This window comes from Belliella calami (assembly GCF_022549695.1).
GTDB lineage: Bacteria > Bacteroidota > Bacteroidia > Cytophagales > Cyclobacteriaceae > Belliella > Belliella calami.
Genome location: NZ_JAKZGS010000016.1, coordinates 1 through 19,853 on the forward strand (window position 1 = coordinate 1; position 19,853 = coordinate 19,853).

General features: G+C 37.9%; 12 protein-coding genes. 2 read left to right on the plus strand and 10 right to left on the minus strand.

The window, feature by feature from the left end; translation table 11 throughout:
- Positions 1 to 791, plus strand: a 791-nt coding sequence (locus MM236_RS15660) for a PorP/SprF family type IX secretion system membrane protein (protein ID WP_241275936.1), incomplete at its 5' end; no start/stop codon positions are given.
- Positions 792 to 974: 183 nt separating this feature from the next.
- Here MM236_RS15660 and MM236_RS15665 read toward each other — a convergent pair.
- From MM236_RS15665 to MM236_RS15685, 5 genes are read right to left on the minus strand one after another with little or no spacing between them, the layout of a single operon-like run.
- Positions 975 to 2,456, minus strand: coding sequence for a glycoside hydrolase family 30 protein (locus tag MM236_RS15665; protein ID WP_241275937.1), 1,482 nt, complete (start codon positions 2,454 to 2,456; stop codon positions 975 to 977).
- Positions 2,457 to 2,464: 8 nt separating this feature from the next.
- On the minus strand, positions 2,465 to 3,895 hold the full coding sequence (locus MM236_RS15670) for a glycoside hydrolase family 30 protein (RefSeq protein ID WP_241275938.1): 1,431 nt from the start codon (positions 3,893 to 3,895) through the stop codon (positions 2,465 to 2,467).
- Between the two features lie 52 nt (positions 3,896 to 3,947).
- Positions 3,948 to 5,711, minus strand: a complete 1,764-nt coding sequence (locus MM236_RS15675) for a hypothetical protein (protein ID WP_241275939.1) — start codon at positions 5,709 to 5,711, stop codon at positions 3,948 to 3,950.
- 20 nt (positions 5,712 to 5,731) lie between these two features.
- Positions 5,732 to 7,213, minus strand: a complete 1,482-nt coding sequence (locus MM236_RS15680; protein WP_241275940.1) for a RagB/SusD family nutrient uptake outer membrane protein — start codon at positions 7,211 to 7,213, stop codon at positions 5,732 to 5,734.
- A gap of 12 nt (positions 7,214 to 7,225) precedes the next feature.
- On the minus strand, positions 7,226 to 10,198 hold the full coding sequence (locus MM236_RS15685; protein WP_241275941.1) for a SusC/RagA family TonB-linked outer membrane protein: 2,973 nt from the start codon (positions 10,196 to 10,198) through the stop codon (positions 7,226 to 7,228).
- A 349-nt stretch (positions 10,199 to 10,547) separates the two neighbouring features.
- Here MM236_RS15685 and MM236_RS15690 point away from each other — a divergent pair, with 349 nt between their 5' ends.
- Positions 10,548 to 13,538 (plus strand): helix-turn-helix and ligand-binding sensor domain-containing protein, encoded by a 2,991-nt coding sequence (locus MM236_RS15690; protein ID WP_241275942.1) that lies wholly within the window; start codon positions 10,548 to 10,550, stop codon positions 13,536 to 13,538.
- Positions 13,539 to 13,572: 34 nt separating this feature from the next.
- Here MM236_RS15690 and MM236_RS15695 read toward each other — a convergent pair whose 3' ends face one another.
- From MM236_RS15695 to MM236_RS15715, 5 genes are all read right to left on the minus strand, one after another.
- Positions 13,573 to 14,961 (minus strand): exonuclease domain-containing protein, encoded by a 1,389-nt coding sequence (locus MM236_RS15695; protein WP_241275943.1) that lies wholly within the window; start codon positions 14,959 to 14,961, stop codon positions 13,573 to 13,575.
- A 96-nt stretch (positions 14,962 to 15,057) separates the two neighbouring features.
- Complete coding sequence (locus MM236_RS15700; protein ID WP_241275944.1) at positions 15,058 to 15,765, minus strand: DUF3307 domain-containing protein; 708 nt, start codon at positions 15,763 to 15,765, stop codon at positions 15,058 to 15,060.
- On the minus strand, positions 15,765 to 16,406 hold the full coding sequence (locus tag MM236_RS15705) for a SatD family protein (RefSeq protein ID WP_241275945.1): 642 nt from the start codon (positions 16,404 to 16,406) through the stop codon (positions 15,765 to 15,767). Before MM236_RS15705 ends, MM236_RS15700 begins: the two co-directional genes overlap by 1 nt.
- A gap of 344 nt (positions 16,407 to 16,750) precedes the next feature.
- On the minus strand, positions 16,751 to 18,643 hold the full coding sequence (gene serA, locus MM236_RS15710) for a phosphoglycerate dehydrogenase (protein WP_241275946.1): 1,893 nt from the start codon (positions 18,641 to 18,643) through the stop codon (positions 16,751 to 16,753).
- Between the two features lie 304 nt (positions 18,644 to 18,947).
- Positions 18,948 to 19,799, minus strand: a complete 852-nt coding sequence (locus MM236_RS15715) for a DUF2911 domain-containing protein (protein ID WP_241275947.1) — start codon at positions 19,797 to 19,799, stop codon at positions 18,948 to 18,950.
- Positions 19,800 to 19,853 lie beyond the last annotated feature (54 nt).

The window sequence follows — 19,853 nt, forward strand, 5'->3', positions numbered from 1 at the left end:
TCCGCAACCAGTGGGCAGGCTTCGAGGGGGCTCCGATGACCTATTTTGGTTCATTGGAAATTGATGTTGCAGATTTTTCAAAAAGTGGCAATCCGGATAAAAACGCCTTGGGGGTGAATGTACTGCATGATGAATATGGAGCATTCATAGAAACAGAAATGATTGCTTCCTATGCCTCGAGGATTCAGGTATCTGAAAGAACCTCGGTCAGGTTGGGGATGGGAGTGAACTATAACAGGGTAAGGTTGGATGGGAACAACCTGACGACAGAGCAGTCAAATGATCCGAAAATAGCCCAATACCTCAATGGTTTTGCGAACATGCAGGTATTGGATTTCAACATAGGATTGGCGTTGACCCATCCCAATTACTATGTGTCTTATGCAGTGCACAATGTAAATCAGGGAGCTATAAATTCAGGAGATTCGTTTATGGATCGCAAACCCAGGGTAGGGATTGTTCAGGCAGGTTATAGAAATGCGATCAGTACAAATTTGGCAATAGCGACCAACTTTATGTATCGGAGCCAAGAAGATCTTCCCGACAATATTGAGTTCAATTTCAAGGTGTTGATGATGGACAAAATCTGGCTGGGTGCCGGCCATAGGATAGATTATGCAAACAATTTCCAGCTTGGTGTATTGCTGCCAATCATGCGGATAGGTTATGTATATGAATTGCCAATGAACAAATCCTACCTTTTGCCAAACACTACCCATGAGTTTTTGGCGGTGATTCCACTATTCAGGAAAAACATAAGGTCAGACAAAAAAGAGGTGCTTATATGGTGATTATTAAAGCAAATGCTAAAACTGGATACAAAAATTAAGATTTGATTTAAAGGGGATTTGTCGGGAATCAACAGAAAAGTTTGCTCTTATAAGTAAATCTAACACGCAAAGAAAAGGTGAAAAGTTTAGCAACTTTTCACCTTTTCTTTCATTGAAATACTATTGCAGAAAATCATGCCCTCATTAATCCCAGATTATTGTAGCAACTGACTTTGCAGGAATGGAGTAGGTTATCTGCCTATCATTTTCCTTTATTTTGATTTCTTTGGTGGTTTGGTTGTTGTTGGCGATTACCATTACTTTTTCTCCAGAATTATCTGAGAAGGCGACGTGCTCCAATCCTCCAAAATCACCTGAAGTAGTCGATCCAATCCTCCAATCACCTGGCCTCACGAATTTGGAAAAGTGACCCAAAGAATAATATTCAACATTTCTGGTCACTTGACCAGTAGAATTGTTGATGGTAACTACTCCTCGGCAATCTTGACAGCCATTGTTCAGTGGACCATGGTTTTGATCAAGAGCCAAATTCCACATTAGAACATTTTTAGACCAATTTCTCGTGGTTCCAATCAAAATATTGCTCATATTCCATTGGAGGTTGTCACTGAAATTAGTTGCCCATTCACCTCCAGAAATTTCTGTGAAATAAAGCCCTCTATCAGTATGCGCATTGTGAACGAGGCTCATGGAATTTACATTTCCTGCATACCCATGAAATGCTGATCCAGCTACAAAGGATTTCGTGATTGGATCGTTGAGAATAGAAATAGCATAGTTGGTATTATCCCAATTATGATCATAGAGGATGATTTCTGTTTGGACACCATTTTCTGCAAATTTTGGTCCTAGAAAATCACGGATAAAGACATTTTGCTCCGAAGGGGACATTTCCATACAAGGATAGCCTGCTGTAAAATGCAAAGGCTCATTTTGGACAGAAATAGATTTGATTCCGATATTTTCTGCTTTGTATGCCTCGATGTATTTGACAAAATAGTCGGAATAAACTTCATAGGATTCTGTTTTTAACCTTCCACCTCTCAAATTGTTATTTGTTTTCATCCATGCAGGAGGACTCCAAGGTGATCCCATGATATTGATAGCTGGGGCAATATTCGAAATTTCCTGTAAGACAGGTACCACATCTTCCTTATCCTTTGCGATGGAAAATTTTTCCAAATTGTAATCTGTTTGACCACTGGGCAGGTCATTGTATGTGTAATCGCTCAGTGAGAAATCAGATGCACCGATTGTCATTCTCAGATAGGACAAACCGATTCCCTGATTTGGATCGAAGAGCTCTCTGAGTAAATTGGTTCTTTGTGCAGCCGACATCTTTTGGTTGATCAAATAGGCTGAAGACCCTGTGACCGCAGCTCCAAACCCCTCAATCGTCTGTTTTTTATCACCCGAGTCAATGGTTATCGTCGGTATTTGGTTTTCAACAAGCTCGGTAATGGATAAATCTGATTCTTTGCTGAGTAACTTGCTCTGATCTCCTGTGGTCAGCCATATTTCAGCTTTTCCTAACTCTTCTATTTGCCTAGGCGGCTCAAAAGTTGGGTCTGTATCACTCGAACATGCGAGATTGAAACCTAAAATCCCTACTATAAATAAACTTAAGTTTCTGTTTTTTCGATATTGAAATTTACCTTTCTCCATAACTGACCTTACCATTTAAAACTAGCTACACTTCTGCCACTTACAGATGCGATCTTTTGTTCATCTTCAAACGCAATGACAAAATCTTGATCATCATTGTTTTGATTAAGTACAATAAGTACTGTTTCTCCATCTGGTGTCTTGAATGCTACATTTGGAAGGTTTTCCAACATGTTGGATTCAATCCTGATTGATCCCGATGGGATAAACTTCGATGCATGCGCCACAATGTAGTATGCCACATTTCTTTCTACAAAATTGTCACCTATTGTAAGCGCTCCCAAGCACATAGTACATCCACCATCCGAAGTATAAGGTCTCTGGGCTTCATCAGCTGCCAAATTCCACTCCAAGACAGTTTTTGCCCAATTTCTTGTGCCATTTATTATTAATGTATTCATGTGCCACATCAAATCATCTTCAAAATTTCCTTTTGCGGAAGTCCATTGTTCTGTGAAATATATGTTTTTATCAGGATGGGCATTTTTGACTTCGGACATCGCATCAATTTCACCTAAATACATGTGAAAGGCTGAACCATCAATATATTTTGCTGCCTCTGCATCATTCAAAACAGTAATTGGGTATTCTGGATGATCACAATTATGGTCATAAATTATAATTTTGGTTTCAATACCCTCTTTCACAAAAGCAGGACCCAGGTTTGATTTGATAAACTCAGCTTGTTCTTCAGCTTCCATCAACATGCTTGGATTATTGCCGGGATGCTCAGGTTCATTTTGGATTGTTACCGCGTAAATTGGAATACCATGCGAATCCATAGCTTGAAGGTATTTTACAAAATAGGATGCATATGTTTGATAAAACTCGGGTTTTAGCTTTCCTCCAATTTGACTGTCATTGGTCTTCATCCATGAAGGAGCACTCCAGGGAGACCCCATGATTTTGATTTTGGGGTTGATTTCAAGGATTTCCTTAAGTGTTGGGATCAAGTAGAGGGTGTCGTAAGCCAGGTGGAAATGTTCCAAATTTGGATTTGTTGAATCATCAGCATAAGAATAGACAGTCTCGTCCAAATCCGAAGCACCGATGGAGATTCTTAAGAAATTAATTCCAACAGCATCGTCTTTTCTGGAAAACAATTCTTCAAGAACTTCTTTTCTTTTTTTAGCATCAAGTTTTGTCTGAAGCAACATGGCGCTACCACCAGTAAGTGTAAACCCAAACCCATCCATTTCCTGAAAGGTTTTGGAAGCATCGATTTGAATGGTTGTTAGTCCGTCAGTTGCAATTTTTTCATCAATTTTTGTTTCTGCTTTTGTCAATAGAATTGATTGATCCGCCTTGGATTCAAACTTGACAAAATCTGCAAATATCGATTTAGTATTTTCACTATTTGATTTATTGCAGGATACCAAGAGTAAGAGAGATAATCCAAGAACTAGAAATGGGTGAAATGTTTTTTTTGAAAAATTCATTTATATATGTTTTTTAAAAAGGCTAGGCTTTGTCAACCTAGCCTTTGTGTAATTACTGTTTGACAAATGTGTAGGTACACTCACTGTAATCTTCTGCGATTGTGATGGTAACTAGATAAGAACCTGATTGGGTAATCCCTTTGAAGTTTGGCCCTTTGTTGACCATAGTTCCACTCAGTTGATTGCTGTCAGTGCCAAATTCTATATCCCACGGAGAGTTGATTTTGATATCAAACCCAGCACTTAGGTTGGTAGTAACCTCAAATTTATATGGATTGATATAAGTCATAGGGATTTCATCTCTATCATCCCATCCATTATTTGCATCATCCCAATGGAAAATTTTTAGGTTATAATATTTCCAATTGAGTTTTCCGGAATTGAAATCAACTGAAATCTCGTATGCTTGATTTCTTTCTACACCTATTGAACCATCACCGATGCTATTATAATTTTCACCAGATCCATCAGCTTGGTCATTTAGGAAATAAGTTTTATCACTTTCGAGTGCAACATATCCATCAGATCTGAAAGTAGTACCTTCAAGATTCAATGTAGCCACGGTGTTTCCTTCAGAAATCAAGAATAATTGAGCAGGTATTGTAAAAGATCCAAAGTCAAAATTCCCTGTGACAGCATCTCCATTGGGGTTGTTGCTTCTTCCAATTACAGCATTATTGTCAGTACTTGGAGGTGGGGTTTCCGTTGCTTCGATTTGATAGCGATAACCTGAAGCGGATAGGTTGAGGGATATTTTGTAGTTGCCTTCAGAAGGGCCAGGAAGGTCTTCTATTTCAAAGTCAAGTGACCTAGCTGCTGATTCCAAGAGCAATGAACCTCCAAGATTGTTTGAAGTACCGCTACCTAAAATTCTTTTCAGCAACATTCCCCAATTACCATTTGCCCTAAAGATAAATCCTGCACCATCATAAGGTTTAAAGAAAGGAATTTCAGCTTCCCATATGCTATTTCCTCGGTAAGTAAGAGGAACATCACCTCCCCAGCCACCTTCTACGGCGTCACCGACTAAGCTCCATCTTTCAATTTTTGTAAATTCAAAGGTGTTTTCTGCAAGGTTTACCTGCACTTTGTATTCACCGCTTTCTTCTATCTGTATTTCATCACCACAAGCTTGCAAAATGCCATTTTCTCCACCTATTTTTCTCGAACCAACCATAGCCCGATCCCTAAAGTGAAAATTTTGACCTGAAGTCAATGAAGTGTATATTTCAAATATTCCTGTTTCAGTTCCATCTGCTTTTATCAATTGACGCATTGGAATCGCATTGCTTGGATTGTCACCTGTTTCAGTTGCCATCCCTGTAATGAATAAACTGTTTGGTTGATATTCATCGGCATAGGGGGTGACAGTAATTTCATGTCTTGAAATCGCTTCCTTTTCAATGGCTTTGGCAATTACCACCCATTCAAGATCAACTGATTCACCTTGCGGATAGCATGCCGCCCACAAAGCGTAGTTGATATCTGATGCCCGTGGTGACACATTCAATGCCCGACCACTGTTTGCAGGGATCATTTCCATCAATGCATCAGAGAAATCGCTACTTCCTGCCGGAACTAGTAAAAACCTGTAGTTTACAATAAAGCGGTTGCTGGTGACAGCTGCTCCCCATTCGAAATTGATGGTTTCATCAGGCTTCGTTTGGTCTAAGACAATGTTTGTATTGGAAGTATTTAGAATTGGTTCTGAAATTGTCCAGTTTCCAACAGGTTCCATATTGCTTCCGATTTCACATGCAGCCATTAGAATCGCTAGCAATAGGAAGAAGACGTTATTTTTGATATTATTTTTCATTTTGGGAGTTCGTTAGTTGATTAATTGTATCCTGGATTTTGTGTCAACAGCGGATTGCGGTTGATTTCCTGCTGGGGAATCGGTAACAGGAGCTTATCCTGTGTCATGTTGAAATTCTTTGGTTGATTTGTTCTCAAGTCAATTTCTACCAAATTATTCATTACTTCCACAGCTCTTCCAGAACGCTTAAGATCATTCCATCTTTGCGCTTCCTGAGCCAACTCTAATCTTCTCTCATTTTCAATTAGTAATCCAAGCTCCTCCGAATTTGTGGAACTTAGCTCTGGTAAATTTACTCTAGTTCTGATGCTATTCAATGCTTCGAGGGCTTCAGCAGTTCTTCCAAGTGCATTCAATGCCTCCGCTTTTAGCAAAATGATATCTCCAAGTCTAAAAATATACTGTCTGTTGGTACTTGCCCATCCATTTGCTTCTTTCCATTTATAGGCAAAAGGAATGACGCCATTCACTTGGAGTGACCAAAACTCATCTGCCCAAGGGGCACTTTCAAATAGGATGCTTGATTCTTTTCTTATCACATCACCCGCCTGGTCAAATGCATTGATAAGATTTTTGGATGGAGTCATGAATTTTCTCCAAGTATCACCACTTACAGAAGGAGGGAGGAGTAATTGAGGTCCAAAATTCGCCTCTGGTCCACCTATAAACTGAACTTCCATTATAGATTCAGCATTGTTGTAAGTATTGCCATCAAATAGATTTCTGTAATCTGCCAATAACCTATAGCCAGCAGGGCTGTTAATTACTGCATCTGTATATTCGAGCACTTTTGCATAGTCTCTGTCAGGTTTTTGGGCATATACTTTTGCCAAAAGTGCATGTGCTGCCCCTCTGGTCGCCCTTGCTTTATTGACAGAGGCATCTGACCCGTAACTGTCTGGCAATTTTTCATCCAATGCAAACTCCAAATCACTGATAATTTGTGCATATACATCATTCACAGAGCTTCTTGGTACCTGGGTAACTTCAGGATTGGTAGATGCTACTGGCTCCAAAATCAATGGTACACCTCCCCATAAATTTACCAATTGGAAATAATGATAGGCACGTAAAAATGCAGCCTCACCAAGGATTTGGGCTCTTCTGTTGCCAACTTCGATTTTAGGGTCATTGATTTCCGGAACTTTCTGTAAGGTGACATTTGCTTTGGCTATTGCAGAGTATAGTTGACTCCAATTGCTGAATAAGCGACCATTTACTGGCTGTATATCAAGATCAGCAACAGAAAACACCTCTGGATTATCTCCACCAGCATAGTAATTGTCCGAAATAATATCTGAGAAAATAACATTGTCCCAGATGTAATATTCTGACTGAAAGGAATCATATACTCCTGTTAATACCGCTTCCGCATCACTGGCTGTATTGTAAGCGTTTGATGAAGTTGCATCGGAAATAGGATTGAGGTCCAAGTAGCTATCACAAGCCCCGAATAGTGGGAGTGAAGCCAATATAAATATTCTTATTGATTTAAATTTCATGGTTTGTTGGGTTTAAAAGGAAATGTTTACACCAAAAATTATATTCTGTGTTTGTGGGTAGGTTCCAAAATCCACACCCATAATAGTGTTGCTGGCACCAAATGCATTCACTTCTGGGTCAAAGCCTTTGTAACCAGTAATTGTAAAGAGATTTTCACCAGTCACATAGGCTCTCAATCCAGTCAAGTTCAGTTTACTAATCAATGATTGTGGCGCATTGTAGCCCAAGGTAAGTGCTTGAACCCTCAGAAAAGATCCATCCTCTACAAATCTTGTCGAAATCCTGGAGTTGTTAGTATTACCCCAAGTTGCTCTGGGGATATCAGTGACATCTCCTGGTGCTCTCCAACGGTTGGCAACTACTGCACTTTGGTTTTTGGCATCTGTCATCCCTTCAATTTCAATTCTTGTTGCGTTGAAGACATCATTGCCTTGGACACCTCTCAAGAAGATCGATAAATCAAAATTCTTATATGAAAGTGTGTTTGTCAATCCATAAATGAAGTCAGGATGTGGGTTTCCTATAAATGTCCTGTCATCGGAAGCCGGGGTGAAAGTACTTTCTCCATTTTTGTCGATATAAAAAGCGTTGCCTGTAGTTGGGTCAACTCCTCCATAAACATAACCAAAGAATTGACCTAAAGGACGGCCTTCTACCGAGTAACTCACATCTCCTCTTCCAGCGATTCCACCTGCAATTATTTCTTCTCCAATAATATTGACCACATTATTTCTATTGATTGAAATATTGAAATCAGTAGTCCATTTGAGCTTTCCTTGTGTATTTACACTGCTCAACTGAAACTCCAAACCCTTGTTTTGCAATTGTCCGATGTTTTGAATTCCGTCATTGAATCCTGTGGAGCGAGGAAGTTGAACATTCAAAAGAAGATCAGAGGTGTTTTTGATATAAGCATCAGCTACAAAAATCAACCTAGAATCAAAAAACGAAGCATCTACACCCAAACTCAATTGTTCCGTGGTTTCCCATTTCAAATTTCTGTTTTCGATAGAACTTTGGAAACTGCCAGGAAGTATGGCGCCACCAATAGGGTAATTAGCACCATATGATACTCTTCCAACATAGGCATAACTGGAATTGGATATTTGGTCATTTCCTACTATTCCATAACCAAATCTGATTTTTAGATCATTCAAAGTGCTTTCCAAAGGCTTCATAAATTGCTCCTCTGACAATCTCCAACCAACAGAAAAGGAAGGGAAATAACCCCATCTGTTTCCTGGTCCAAACGTAGAAGAACCATCAGCCCTAAAATTGGCAGTCAATAAGTATTTTTCATTGAAATCATAAGTAATCCTACCCAAAAATGAAGCATTTGCTTTTTCTGATTTCGTATTGCTCGCTGACTGTATGATAGATCCAGCACTTGTGGTAGTTACCACATCGTTTGCAAATCCTCGGGTTTCAATATTGTTGTTTTCCCATAGGTACTTTTGAACAACAGATCCCAATAATGCTGAAAAATTGTGGTTTCCAGTCTGTTTCGAGTAAGTCAAAGTATTGTCAATGATATGATAGCTCATGCGATCTGTATTGTTTCTTGCAATACCTTCCATAGCTCTACCATAGCTGGTTCTGAATGGATCAAGGAAATAATCATACACGCCATTGCTCTGATCAATACCTACATTACTTCTAAATCTCAACTCAGGAGTGAAATCAATTTCGGCATATAGATTTCCCAAAACTCTTTGGTTTTTATATCCTCTTTGAGAACCATCAGTACTCGAAACAGGGTTTTCCCAATCTTGAAATGGATTGCTTGTGAAAGTTCCGTCAGGATTGTAGATACCAATATTGGGAGGGGTAGATAACATCCCCAATATCACTCCACCTTGGTTTACTGCTTGGTTATCGGCTACATCCACATCATGGTATTGCATGTAGTTTACATTGGCGCCTATTTTCAACCAATCGTTTACAAATTGCTCAAGGTTAATTTTAAAGTTATACCTGTCCATTTCTGCACTTCTTACAGCTCCTGTTTGCTGTGTCCAGCCACCTGAGATGTAATAAGTAGTTTGCTCGCTTTTACCCGAAACAGAAAGCTGATAGTTTTGGGATGATCCTCTTTGAAAAATTTCGTTTTGCCAATCAGTATTTTCTGTGTACCTACTCCAATCAGTAATCTGACCAAATTCTGTCATCAGATCCCTATATTGTTCACTGTTCAAAACATCCAATGTTCTCCAGGGCTGGGAGAATCCTCCATAAGAGCTTAGCTCAAATCTAGGTTTACCTGCTTTCCCTTTTTTGGTGGTAATCAATACGACACCATTCGCACCTTGAGCTCCATAGATTGCTGCTGATGAAGCATCTTTCAATACAGATATGTTTTCAATATCTGCAGGGTTGATGGTTCTGGTGTCGGTAGTAGGAACTCCATCTACTACGTACAATGGCTCACTGCTACCAGAAATGGAGTTGGTTCCTCTAATTCGAATACTGAAACCAGCCGATGGTTTTCCTGAAGGAGTAATTACTTGTACACCAGCCATTTTGCCTTGGATTAGATTTCCGAATTGATTATTGGGTCTTGCATCGAAGACCTCGGATCCGACAACACTCACTGCACCTGTAATGTCTTTGCGTGACTGCTCCCCATACCCAACCACTACGAATTCTTCCAAAGACTTAATGTCAGGAGCTAAGGAAATATTTAGAGTGTTTGAATTTCCGACCGCAACTTCTTGGGAGGTATATCCAATGAATGAAAATACTAGAAGTGCGCCTTCATTTGCTACAGCTAAGCTATAGTTCCCATCTACGTCTGTGACAGTTCCCGTACCAGTTCCCTTTACTAATATACTTACTCCTGGAAGTGGAAGGTTGGCTTCATCAGTGACCGTTCCACTGATATTTTTTGTCTGAGCCTCGACTGAGATTGGTATGCTCAACAATATGATGAAGAGACTTTTTAGCAAAACAATCGATATTTTTTGCTGTAAAATTTTAGCTTTCATAAGGTTTTCATGGGGTTTAAATTTGTTAAATGAATTAATTCAATAAAAAGGCTAATAGGTTTGATCCACCAAATATATTTTATTAGGAATCAGGTGCATTATTTTGCTTTACACTTTAACCACTACATAAAAATATTGACTACTTCAATTCTACTTCATTGCTATTAAAGTGTCATTGAATCAGGTTTTTACAGAAAAAAAAATCAAAAAAAATAACAATAAGTTAAATTTGTTGAAGCAGGTTTATAAATTGTGATGCTTTTAAGTAAGGCCTTAATAATACTTAAGTAATATTTCCTCGCTATATCCATTTAAACTAAAATTAATTCCAGTAAGATTAAACCCAAAAATGCCTAAAACCTTTACTGTAAAATGGCTTAATTCCACGCTTTGGATTTTGCTGATTTCCTCAAACTTCATATTGAAAGCCGACCAGGTAAATTTGCAAAACTTGAGTGCTCCCAATATGATGGGAGTGCCTTCAATAATCCATTACAATAGGAGTGATTTCAATGCAGACCCTCAATTTTGGACCATGTGTCAGGATAAGGAAGGAATTATATATTTTGGGAATAATGATGGTGCTCTAATTTTTGATGGAGAAACTTGGCAAAAGGTTTTTCTTCCCAATGGCTCTTCGGTGAGAAGTCTACATTATAGTGAAAGCGGTGAAGTATTCGCAGGAGGGTTCAATGAATTTGGGAAAATCGAAAGAAATGAATTTGGTGTATATCATTTCGAGTCTCTTACTGAATTGCTAAATCCAGAAAACCAAAATTTCGAATCAGTCTGGGACATCCAAGAGCTCAATGGTAAAATTGTATTTAGGACATTCAGAATGCTTTATATTTTCGAAAATGGAAAGTTCACGCTTGTTCCTGCCGATCAAGCATTCACTTTTTCTTCAAATGTAGACGGCAAGTTATTCATTCAAGACAATAATAGATTGAAATTATTGGACTTGAATGGGTTAAATTACAAGACTTTATTGGTGAAAGAACAATTGCAAGGGGAAGATTTGGTAGCTGTTTTGCCGGGTGGGAAAGTCAAAGATCAAGTAGTCTTGATTACCAAACAAGGCTCTTTGTATAGTCTTAACCTAGATGATGACGAACTGAAATTCATAGAAAGAATAATTCCTTTGGGATCAAATAATCTAATTACCTGTGGGTTGAAAACTAGTGAGAAACGCTATGTTTTTGGAACATTAAGCTCCAATATCTTGATTCGGGATGAAAATGGCGAGAAAATCAATGTAGATCAAGCGTTTGATCAATTGCAGGATCAAACAGTATTGAATATATATGAAACTAAGGAAGGGAATATTTGGGCGCTTCTAAACAATGGAATTGATTGTATTGATTTGAATTCTCCAGTAACAAGCGTTTTTGATAAAGCATCAGTCTATGACGTAAAAATGGCTCATGGGAATATTTATGTGGCAAGTAACCAAGGAGTTTATCTAGCTAAATCCAATTTGTCACCATCATTTTTTTCAAAACTTGATTTCAAAAAAATTGAAGGTATGGAAGGTCAAACTTGGACGATTCAGTTGTTTGAAAATCAAATTTTGGCTAGTCATGACAAGGGTGTTTTTGTAATTAAAGACAATGGTGAGAGGTATACTATTCCTGGGATTACAGGTATTTGGAAAATCATTCCAATAGATGGAAGCGGTGATAAGTTTTTTGCATGTGCTTATGATGGTTTGTTTCTTTTGAAATTCAATTCAAAAGACAACAGATTTGAATTGGTGCAAAAAGTCGAAGGATTTGGGGAGTCATCAAGAGACATTTTGCAGGATTCAGACCCTAATATCATTTGGGTTTGCCATGGGTACAAAGGAGTATATCGGTTGAGATTAAATGAAGAGTTTACAAGGGTTACTGGCTTAGAGCACTTCAAGGATCAGAATGGGCTGCCATCTCCGTTTAGTATCAATGTTTTTGATTTTTTAGGAGAAACTGTCTTTACGACAAATAATGGGATTTTCAGATATGATGAAACTCAAAAGAAATTTAATCCTGTAGATAAACTGGATAGGGTATTTGGCAAGGAATTGAATGTCAGAAACCTTCAAGTAAAAGGGAATAGACTTTGGTTTGTCCAAGATGATGAAGCAGGTTATGTATCAATAGACGCAAATGGTAACCTGAATTCAGATGAAAATAGAGGCTTGTTTTTAAGGATGAAAGGCGAATTTAATAGGTCTATGGAATGTATCTATCCTGTAGATGAAAGGTTGGTCATGATGGGTACAAGAAAGGGTTTGTTTGCTTTTGATCTGACTTATGGCAAATCAAATTTAAACCACCAAGTTCTATTTAGGAAGGTGACATTTCAAAAAGGGGAAGAAGAATTGCTTGGATCAATTTTCTCCAATGAAAAAACACCACTTGAATTGCCTAACAATACGACAAACCTGAAAGTCGAATTTGCTATTCCAAGTTTTGATGACCAAAAGGAAGTGCAGTATTCCTATTTATTGGAAGGAGTTGGGTTAGGTTGGTCAACATGGGAAGAAAAAGCATTTGTGGATTTCAACTATCTGAAAAGTGGAAAGTATGCTTTGCTGGTGAAAGCGAGAAGTAGGGTAGGTGAAATTTCGGAGGTTAATTCATTTTATTTTACAATCCTTCCCAAATGGTATCAGACAGGATTAGCCTTTGTATCATTCGCTATTTTGGCTGTGCTTACACTTTTTATGGTCATCTTCTTTGTTAGAAAAAAAATTAGCATCGAAAAAGAAAAAGCAAGGATAGATCAAACAGAAAAAACAAAAGTTTTGGAATTGCAGATTCATCAGATGAAGCTGGAAAATGAAAAGAGAAAGATTGAAAAAGACAAGGAGATTCTTGAAGAGGATATATTGTCCAAAAGTAAAGAACTGGCAAATTATACCATGTTATTGGTAAGAAAGAAAGAGCTTCTAAATGAACTGAATGAAGAGCTTTCTTCCATCAAAGAAGTCACCATCAATGAGAAAGTAAGGTCAAGGTTAAGAAAAATCCAAACTAAAATTAATTCTAATCTTAGGGATGAAGAATATCTCAAAGTCTTCGATATCAATTTTGAAAGGGTGCATCAGGCGTTTTTTGATGAATTGAAAACTGCTTATCCATACCTTACCCCCAAGGAGTTGAGGCTTTGTGCATTTGTAAAAATGAACCTTACCAACAAAGAAATAGCTTCAATCCTAAATATATCGGTAAGAGGCATAGAGACTGCCCGTTATAGATTAAAGAAAAGGCTCAGCCTTGATCATGCCGTCAATATGGTAGAATTCTTAGATTCACTTTCACATTTGGATATTGAAGAGGAGGAGTCTGAACAAGATTAAAAAGGGCTCAGCCTTCCATAACTTAATGTTTCCCCTATACTTCTTTCACCAGAAAAATATCCTTGAATTTCAATTTAGGCAAAAAGCTTCGCAAAATGTATTTGCTTTCTTGGAATGGTTTGATTTTTGGAATATGGTCTAGAAGGTTTTCTGGGGTATCTACCATATCTTCTTTACTGATAAAAGAATAGCCGATAAACATACCTTTCTCAAAAAGCAATGCAGTCTCTTCATCTGCACTTCTACCTCTTTCTTTGATGATCAATGTACCTTCTTCATCAGTAGTTTTTTGGAGAAATTCTCTGACGCGAGCATTGTATTCAGGAGGAATTTCTTGTCCACAGCAAGCACCTTTGCATTGGTTGGTAAGGTAATCATAGCAGGCTTCATTGGCTTTTTGTATTCCGCATAGCTTTGGACATAACTCATATTTCTCTACAGCCTCAAGCAAATACTTCCAAGCTTCACCGTGACTTTCAAATTGTCTGAGGCATGCTTGGCTGGGTTTTATTTTGGAAACTTGAAAACGTAAAAAACCAGCATTGTCCTCGTATTCAATAATGCCCCAAGTGCTGCTGATGAATTTTTGGGATTTATTGTATTTTGGCCATAGTCTTTTGATTTCATGGAGTTCTAGTAAGTAAGCCAGAAATTCATTTCCTGTCAATTCCCAACTCACATCGTGAATCTCGTTTTTGAGGTTAAGTTTGTCTTTTCCTTTCGTGTCTCCAGAAAAATGTCCCTTAAACCTGCTTTTGATATTCAGTGCTTTTCCTACGTAGATGACTTTTCCATTTACATCATGGAAATAGTAAATTCCTGTTTTTTCAGGAAGATTGGTGAATTTTTCTTTGGTTATGTTTGGTGGCAAAAATGCCTCTCCATTATTTTTCTTCAACATAGCCAAAACAGCCTCAGCATCTTTTTGGTATATTTTCTCAAATAGATATGCCGTAGCTTCAGCATCGCCAAAAGCCCTGTGTCTTGCCGATATTTGGATATCTAGGTGTTCACAGATTCTCCCCAAGCTGTAAGATTTATATCCCGGAAAAACCTTCCGACTCATTCTCACAGTACAGAGTTTGGGAGCTTTGTAATTGATGTTTGATTTTTCTAGTGCTTTTTGAATAAAAGTATAATCAAAACCTACATTATGGGCTATGAATACTCTGTCTTTCAATATGCCAAAAATTTCCTCGGCTACTTCTTCAAAAGTCGGCGAATCAGCTACCATTTGATTGTCTATACCTGTCAGACCTGTGATAAACCCTGGGATCAATCTCTCTGGATTGATTAGTGTCTGATAGCTGCTGAGAATTTGCTTTCCATCATGAATTATAATTGCTACTTCGGTAATCCCACCACCATCTCCTGGATTTCCTCCTGCTGTTTCGATATCTACTATTGCAAACTCTTGTTTCACTGAGAAATATTTTTATTCTAAGGTAACAGTTTCTGCAGAGAGTTGATTTCTTTCTTTCAATAAAATTGGCAGAAATGTTATTGTTAGGGGGTGGGTTTATGTGATTGCCAGTACGACCATGCCAGTCATGATGGCTATTCCAAAGCTTAGCAGCGTACCGATTAGGATATACTCGGTAAGCTTTCTATCCTTGGATTCTTTGAGATCACCAAAGCGGAAGACTGATTTGGCTGCCAGCAAAAAACCAATCGCTTCCCATCTTCCTATGATTACGAAAGTAAATACGAGAAGGCGTTCTAAAATACCGATATATTTGCCGGCATTGTCAAGAGATTGATTCTTGCCATCATTGATAGCATTGGACCATTTGGCCATGATTACCTGAATCAAGATCCCTGTCACAGCAGTAAGGAAGAGAAGTGATGTGCCATAGATCCAAATGGTGGGGTTTTCCATCCATATTTGGATTTCCAAGCTCGGCTTGTACCAAATCAGCCAAAAAACCAAAATGCTGATCAAATGCAAAACTTGATCTATGACAAACCATCTTGTTTTATTGTTTTTCTTTTGAAGATTCAGTTTGGTCAAATCGATCAGTCCATGGATGGCCATGAGCATCAATGCAAGAAGCCAGTACTGTAAGTCCCATAGCACCAATAGAACGAGTAATCCGTGGATTAAAATATGGAAGTACAGTTTAGGTGACTTTGCTTTTCTTTTCTCTTTTTCCTGTACCCAAGATTTTGGCTGAAGTACAAAATCTCCAATCAAATGTGCGAATAATAGCTTTACTAATAAGATCATCAGATGAGTTTTTGAAGTTTTTCCCTAAACACCTTTTCGATTTTGAGCACTTCCTCGATGTTTGAGCGATTCCATCTTCCACTGACAGAATTCTGCTTTATTTTCAATATTTCACCGATTTCTTCTTGGGTAATATTTGGACTTGTCAATACGATTTCTGCCAGTTCAGCTGATGATACAGACCAACTGTCCATGAACTTCGCAGCTAGTCTCAAGTACAGGTTTATCTCATTGTCGAAATCCTGCCATTGACTTTGGATTGCCAGGTTGGTTTTTTCCTTTTTTAGTTTCTCGAACTTTTCCCCTGCATAGATAAAAGCTGGTCCATTGCTTTCTGACACACGTTTTCCCGAAAATGTCTTTTCTCCAATCCCTATGGACATTCTTACATCCAGTGTACTGAGAAGCTTTTTTGCATCCTTTGGTTCGATTTTTTTGATCAATGCCTTTATTTCCAATGCTTTTTGTAGCGCCTCTTGAGGATCACCGATTTCTAACTGAAAGAAATCACCCCATACCAGCTCCCACTGCTCGGGTGTGGTTCCCCACTGAGATAGGAGTGATTTTAGAGGCTGCAACCATTTTTCTTGATCCAAGAGCTTCCTGGAGGCGATGATATCTCCTTTGATTATTGCTATCATAATTCAAATATCGTCGAAATAAACGATAATTCAAAATATCGTCGATACCAAGGATATGTGTAAATATCCCGGATATCAATGATAAATTTAAATATCGTCGAAATCGATGATGTTTAATGTTTTTGATCTGTTTCAGAGGATTTAAAAAAAAAATCAAATATGATTATCCGCAATGACACCTGAAACAGCTTATCATGCGAAATGTAAAATAAAGAAAGGCCAACAATCACTAATTAAAGCAATTGTTGGCCATGTTCATATAGGTTTGATAGGTAATATATTTGAGAAATTTAATTGCTCGATCAAAACTTGTCATTCTCGGCAAAGAAATTTACTATGTCTGATTAATACAAAACCCTAAATCTAATCGTGCCAGGAATTTCTTTCATGGCGTCAATCACTTCAGGTGAATATGCTTTGTCAATATCTGTGATCACATAACCGATTTTTTCATTGGTTTTCAAATATTGCCCAACGATATTGATTTCATGTTTGGCAAGACTATTATTGATTTTGGCCAATACACCAGGTTCGTTTTGGTGAATGTGGATCAGTCTATGCGCATCTTTCAAGAAAGGTAATTGGATATTAGGGAAGTTTACAGAATTGTAAGTATTACCTGTGTTGATGTATTCCATGATCTTTCCAGGGACGAATCGTGCGATGTTTTGCTGAGCCTCCAATGTAGATCCCCCAATATGAGGTGTCAGGATCGTATTTTTCATTCCGATCAATTCAGAATCAAGTGGTTCGGAATTGTTTTTTGGTTCTTCAGGAAATACATCGATCGCTGCTCCGGCAATATGACCAGACTCCAAAGCATCTTTGAGAGCCTTGATATCGACTACATGTCCTCTGCTAAGGTTTAGCAAGTAGGAGCCAGGCTTCATTTTGGCAATCTTGGACTTGTCAAGAATATTTTTGTTGTCTTTTCGTCCATCCACATGCAACGAAATCACATCACAAGTGCTCAGTAGCTCGTCCAAAGAATCTACTTTGGTCGCATTTCCAAGTGCTAGTTTTTCGATAACATCAAAATAATAGACATCCAAACCCATATTTTCTGCCAATACGGAAAGCTGGGCACCGATATTTCCGTAGCCAATGATCCCGAGCTTTTTACCACGAATCTCAAAACTTCCGGTAGCGGACTTATCCCAAATTCCTTTGTGCATCCCAAGACTTTTGTCGTGGAATCCACGCATCAAAAAAATGATCTCTGCAATAGCCATCTCTACTACAGATCGGGTATTGCTAAAAGGTGCATTGAAGACAGCGATACCTTTTTCCGTACAAGTCTCCAAATCAATCTGATTGGTACCGATACAAAATGCACCAATAGAAATAAGTCTATTTGCATTTTCCAATACTTTTTTGGTTACATTCGTTTTGGAACGAATACCCAAAATGCTGACATTTTTGATTTTTTCGGCAAGTTCATCCTCTGAAAGTGCAGAAGAGATTACCTCTACATTGTATCCTTCCTGATTCATCAAATCTACACCGATTGGGTGTACGTTTTCAAGAAGCAATACATTGATTCGGCTTTTTGGGTAAGAGAATTTTTTGTTCATTTTGTTTACATAAAGAATTTCATCTAAGCTTGGAGCTATATGATCTGCTTTGGAAGTGACTTTTGGTCGCGCTATATTCTCTGTGAAGGCATAAAATTTATTGGCCATCCCAGAGGCTTTGATTTCATAGTCAGTATATCCATCACCGATTACATAAATCTCACCTTCTAAGTTAAGATTTTTGATGGTTTCGGGCTTACCCCCATTTTTGGAAAGAATATTTTCCCTATCAAAATCTATGATTTTTCCGGATTCATCATACACAAATTCATTTGCGTACACATTTTCAGCCTTGATTCCATATTCTCCTACGATAGGAGTGATGAAGTCTTTGAATCCATTAGAAATGATAATGATATTATCGGCATTTTCATTAAAAAACTCTTTGTTTCTCTGAAACGATTTCGAAACTTTTTGCCTTAAAGCATCAATCAATACAGAAATTTGTGGCTTTGAAGCTTCCAAAATCTCCAACCTTCTTTCCAGACTTTCCCTAAAATTCAGCGAACCTTCCATCCCCATATCGGTAATGTCTTTGATGGCTTTTAGTTTTTCTTCTCGTTTAGGATCTTTTTCAAGACTGATTTCCCCTAGGACATCCAGTGCTTCTACTTGTGTAAATGTACTGTCGAAGTCAATGATGAATTTTGTATTATTGGGCATTATTGTAATGAAGTTTTAATGAATTGAAGTCCAAAATTAGGATATTATTAAAAAATAAACACTTTTATTGACAAAAATACTTTTGCAATGCTAAAGAATTCGCTACGAAATCGTTTGTATTCTATTTAAATGCATTATTTCGAAGAAAATTATTTTTGCTAACATTTATTCTGTGATTTCATTTCTTTACAAATGATGATAGACCTTTGTAGCTTCCTTTCACTGCTAACGATAAATATTCAAAAAAAGAAATTAAAACAAAGAGCAGTCACCCAAGACACAAAATCTTGGGTGACTATTTCAATTATTTAATAGACTTGATAAGTCTATCATTAAGCCCAACATAATCAGGATTTTTGGCTTCTTGTGCCATTTCTTTTGACTTGTTAGCACTTGCTACGGCTTCTTTTTTCATACCCAAAGCAAGCTCAATTTTAGCTTTGAGATGCATTGTCCAATATTTAGGGTCTGATTCTACCGACTTGTTTATCCATTCAAGGGCTATCGGAAGTTCCTTATTTGTAGTGAAATAGTAATTGGCTGCTTGATAATACAATCCTGGATTCGTCGGCTCTTGATCGATCACCAATTCCTTGATCTGACTCATTACGATTTCGTCCACTTCAGTTTCTATCCTAAACTTGACGCTTGCATTTTCCCATTTGATGGCAACAGATGCTCCAGTATCTGTCATATCAATAAAGCCAATTTCCATAGTTTCATATTTAGGCTTTGCTTTGCCAGCTTTTACATTAAAACGTACCAGATCATCAGAAGCGCTATAGCCGACAGCTCCCCATAATTTTGTGTTTTTTGAAAGTATTATTGTCCACTCATTTTTATTTGGGATTGAGTAGAGTGCGTATGAGCCTTCAGGGACATTCTTTCCTTCGATCTTCACGTCAGTAGAGAAAGTTATTATGGTCGCAGCATTGGCACCTGTTCTCCAAACTTCACCATAAGGTACAAGTTCACCGAAAATCTTCCGACCTTTGGTACTTGGTCGGCTGTATTCAATTTTGACATCACTCAATCCGATTTTCTGGGAGATACTCGATGCAGGACTTGCTTGTGGCATTTCGATTTGTTGTGCCACCAAAGTCACAGACATGCCCAAAATCAAAATAAATAAGAGTAAGCTTTGTTTTTGATTCATTTTTGTATGTTTATTTATTTAAAATTATATTTGTTAATGATCTTTTGATATGCG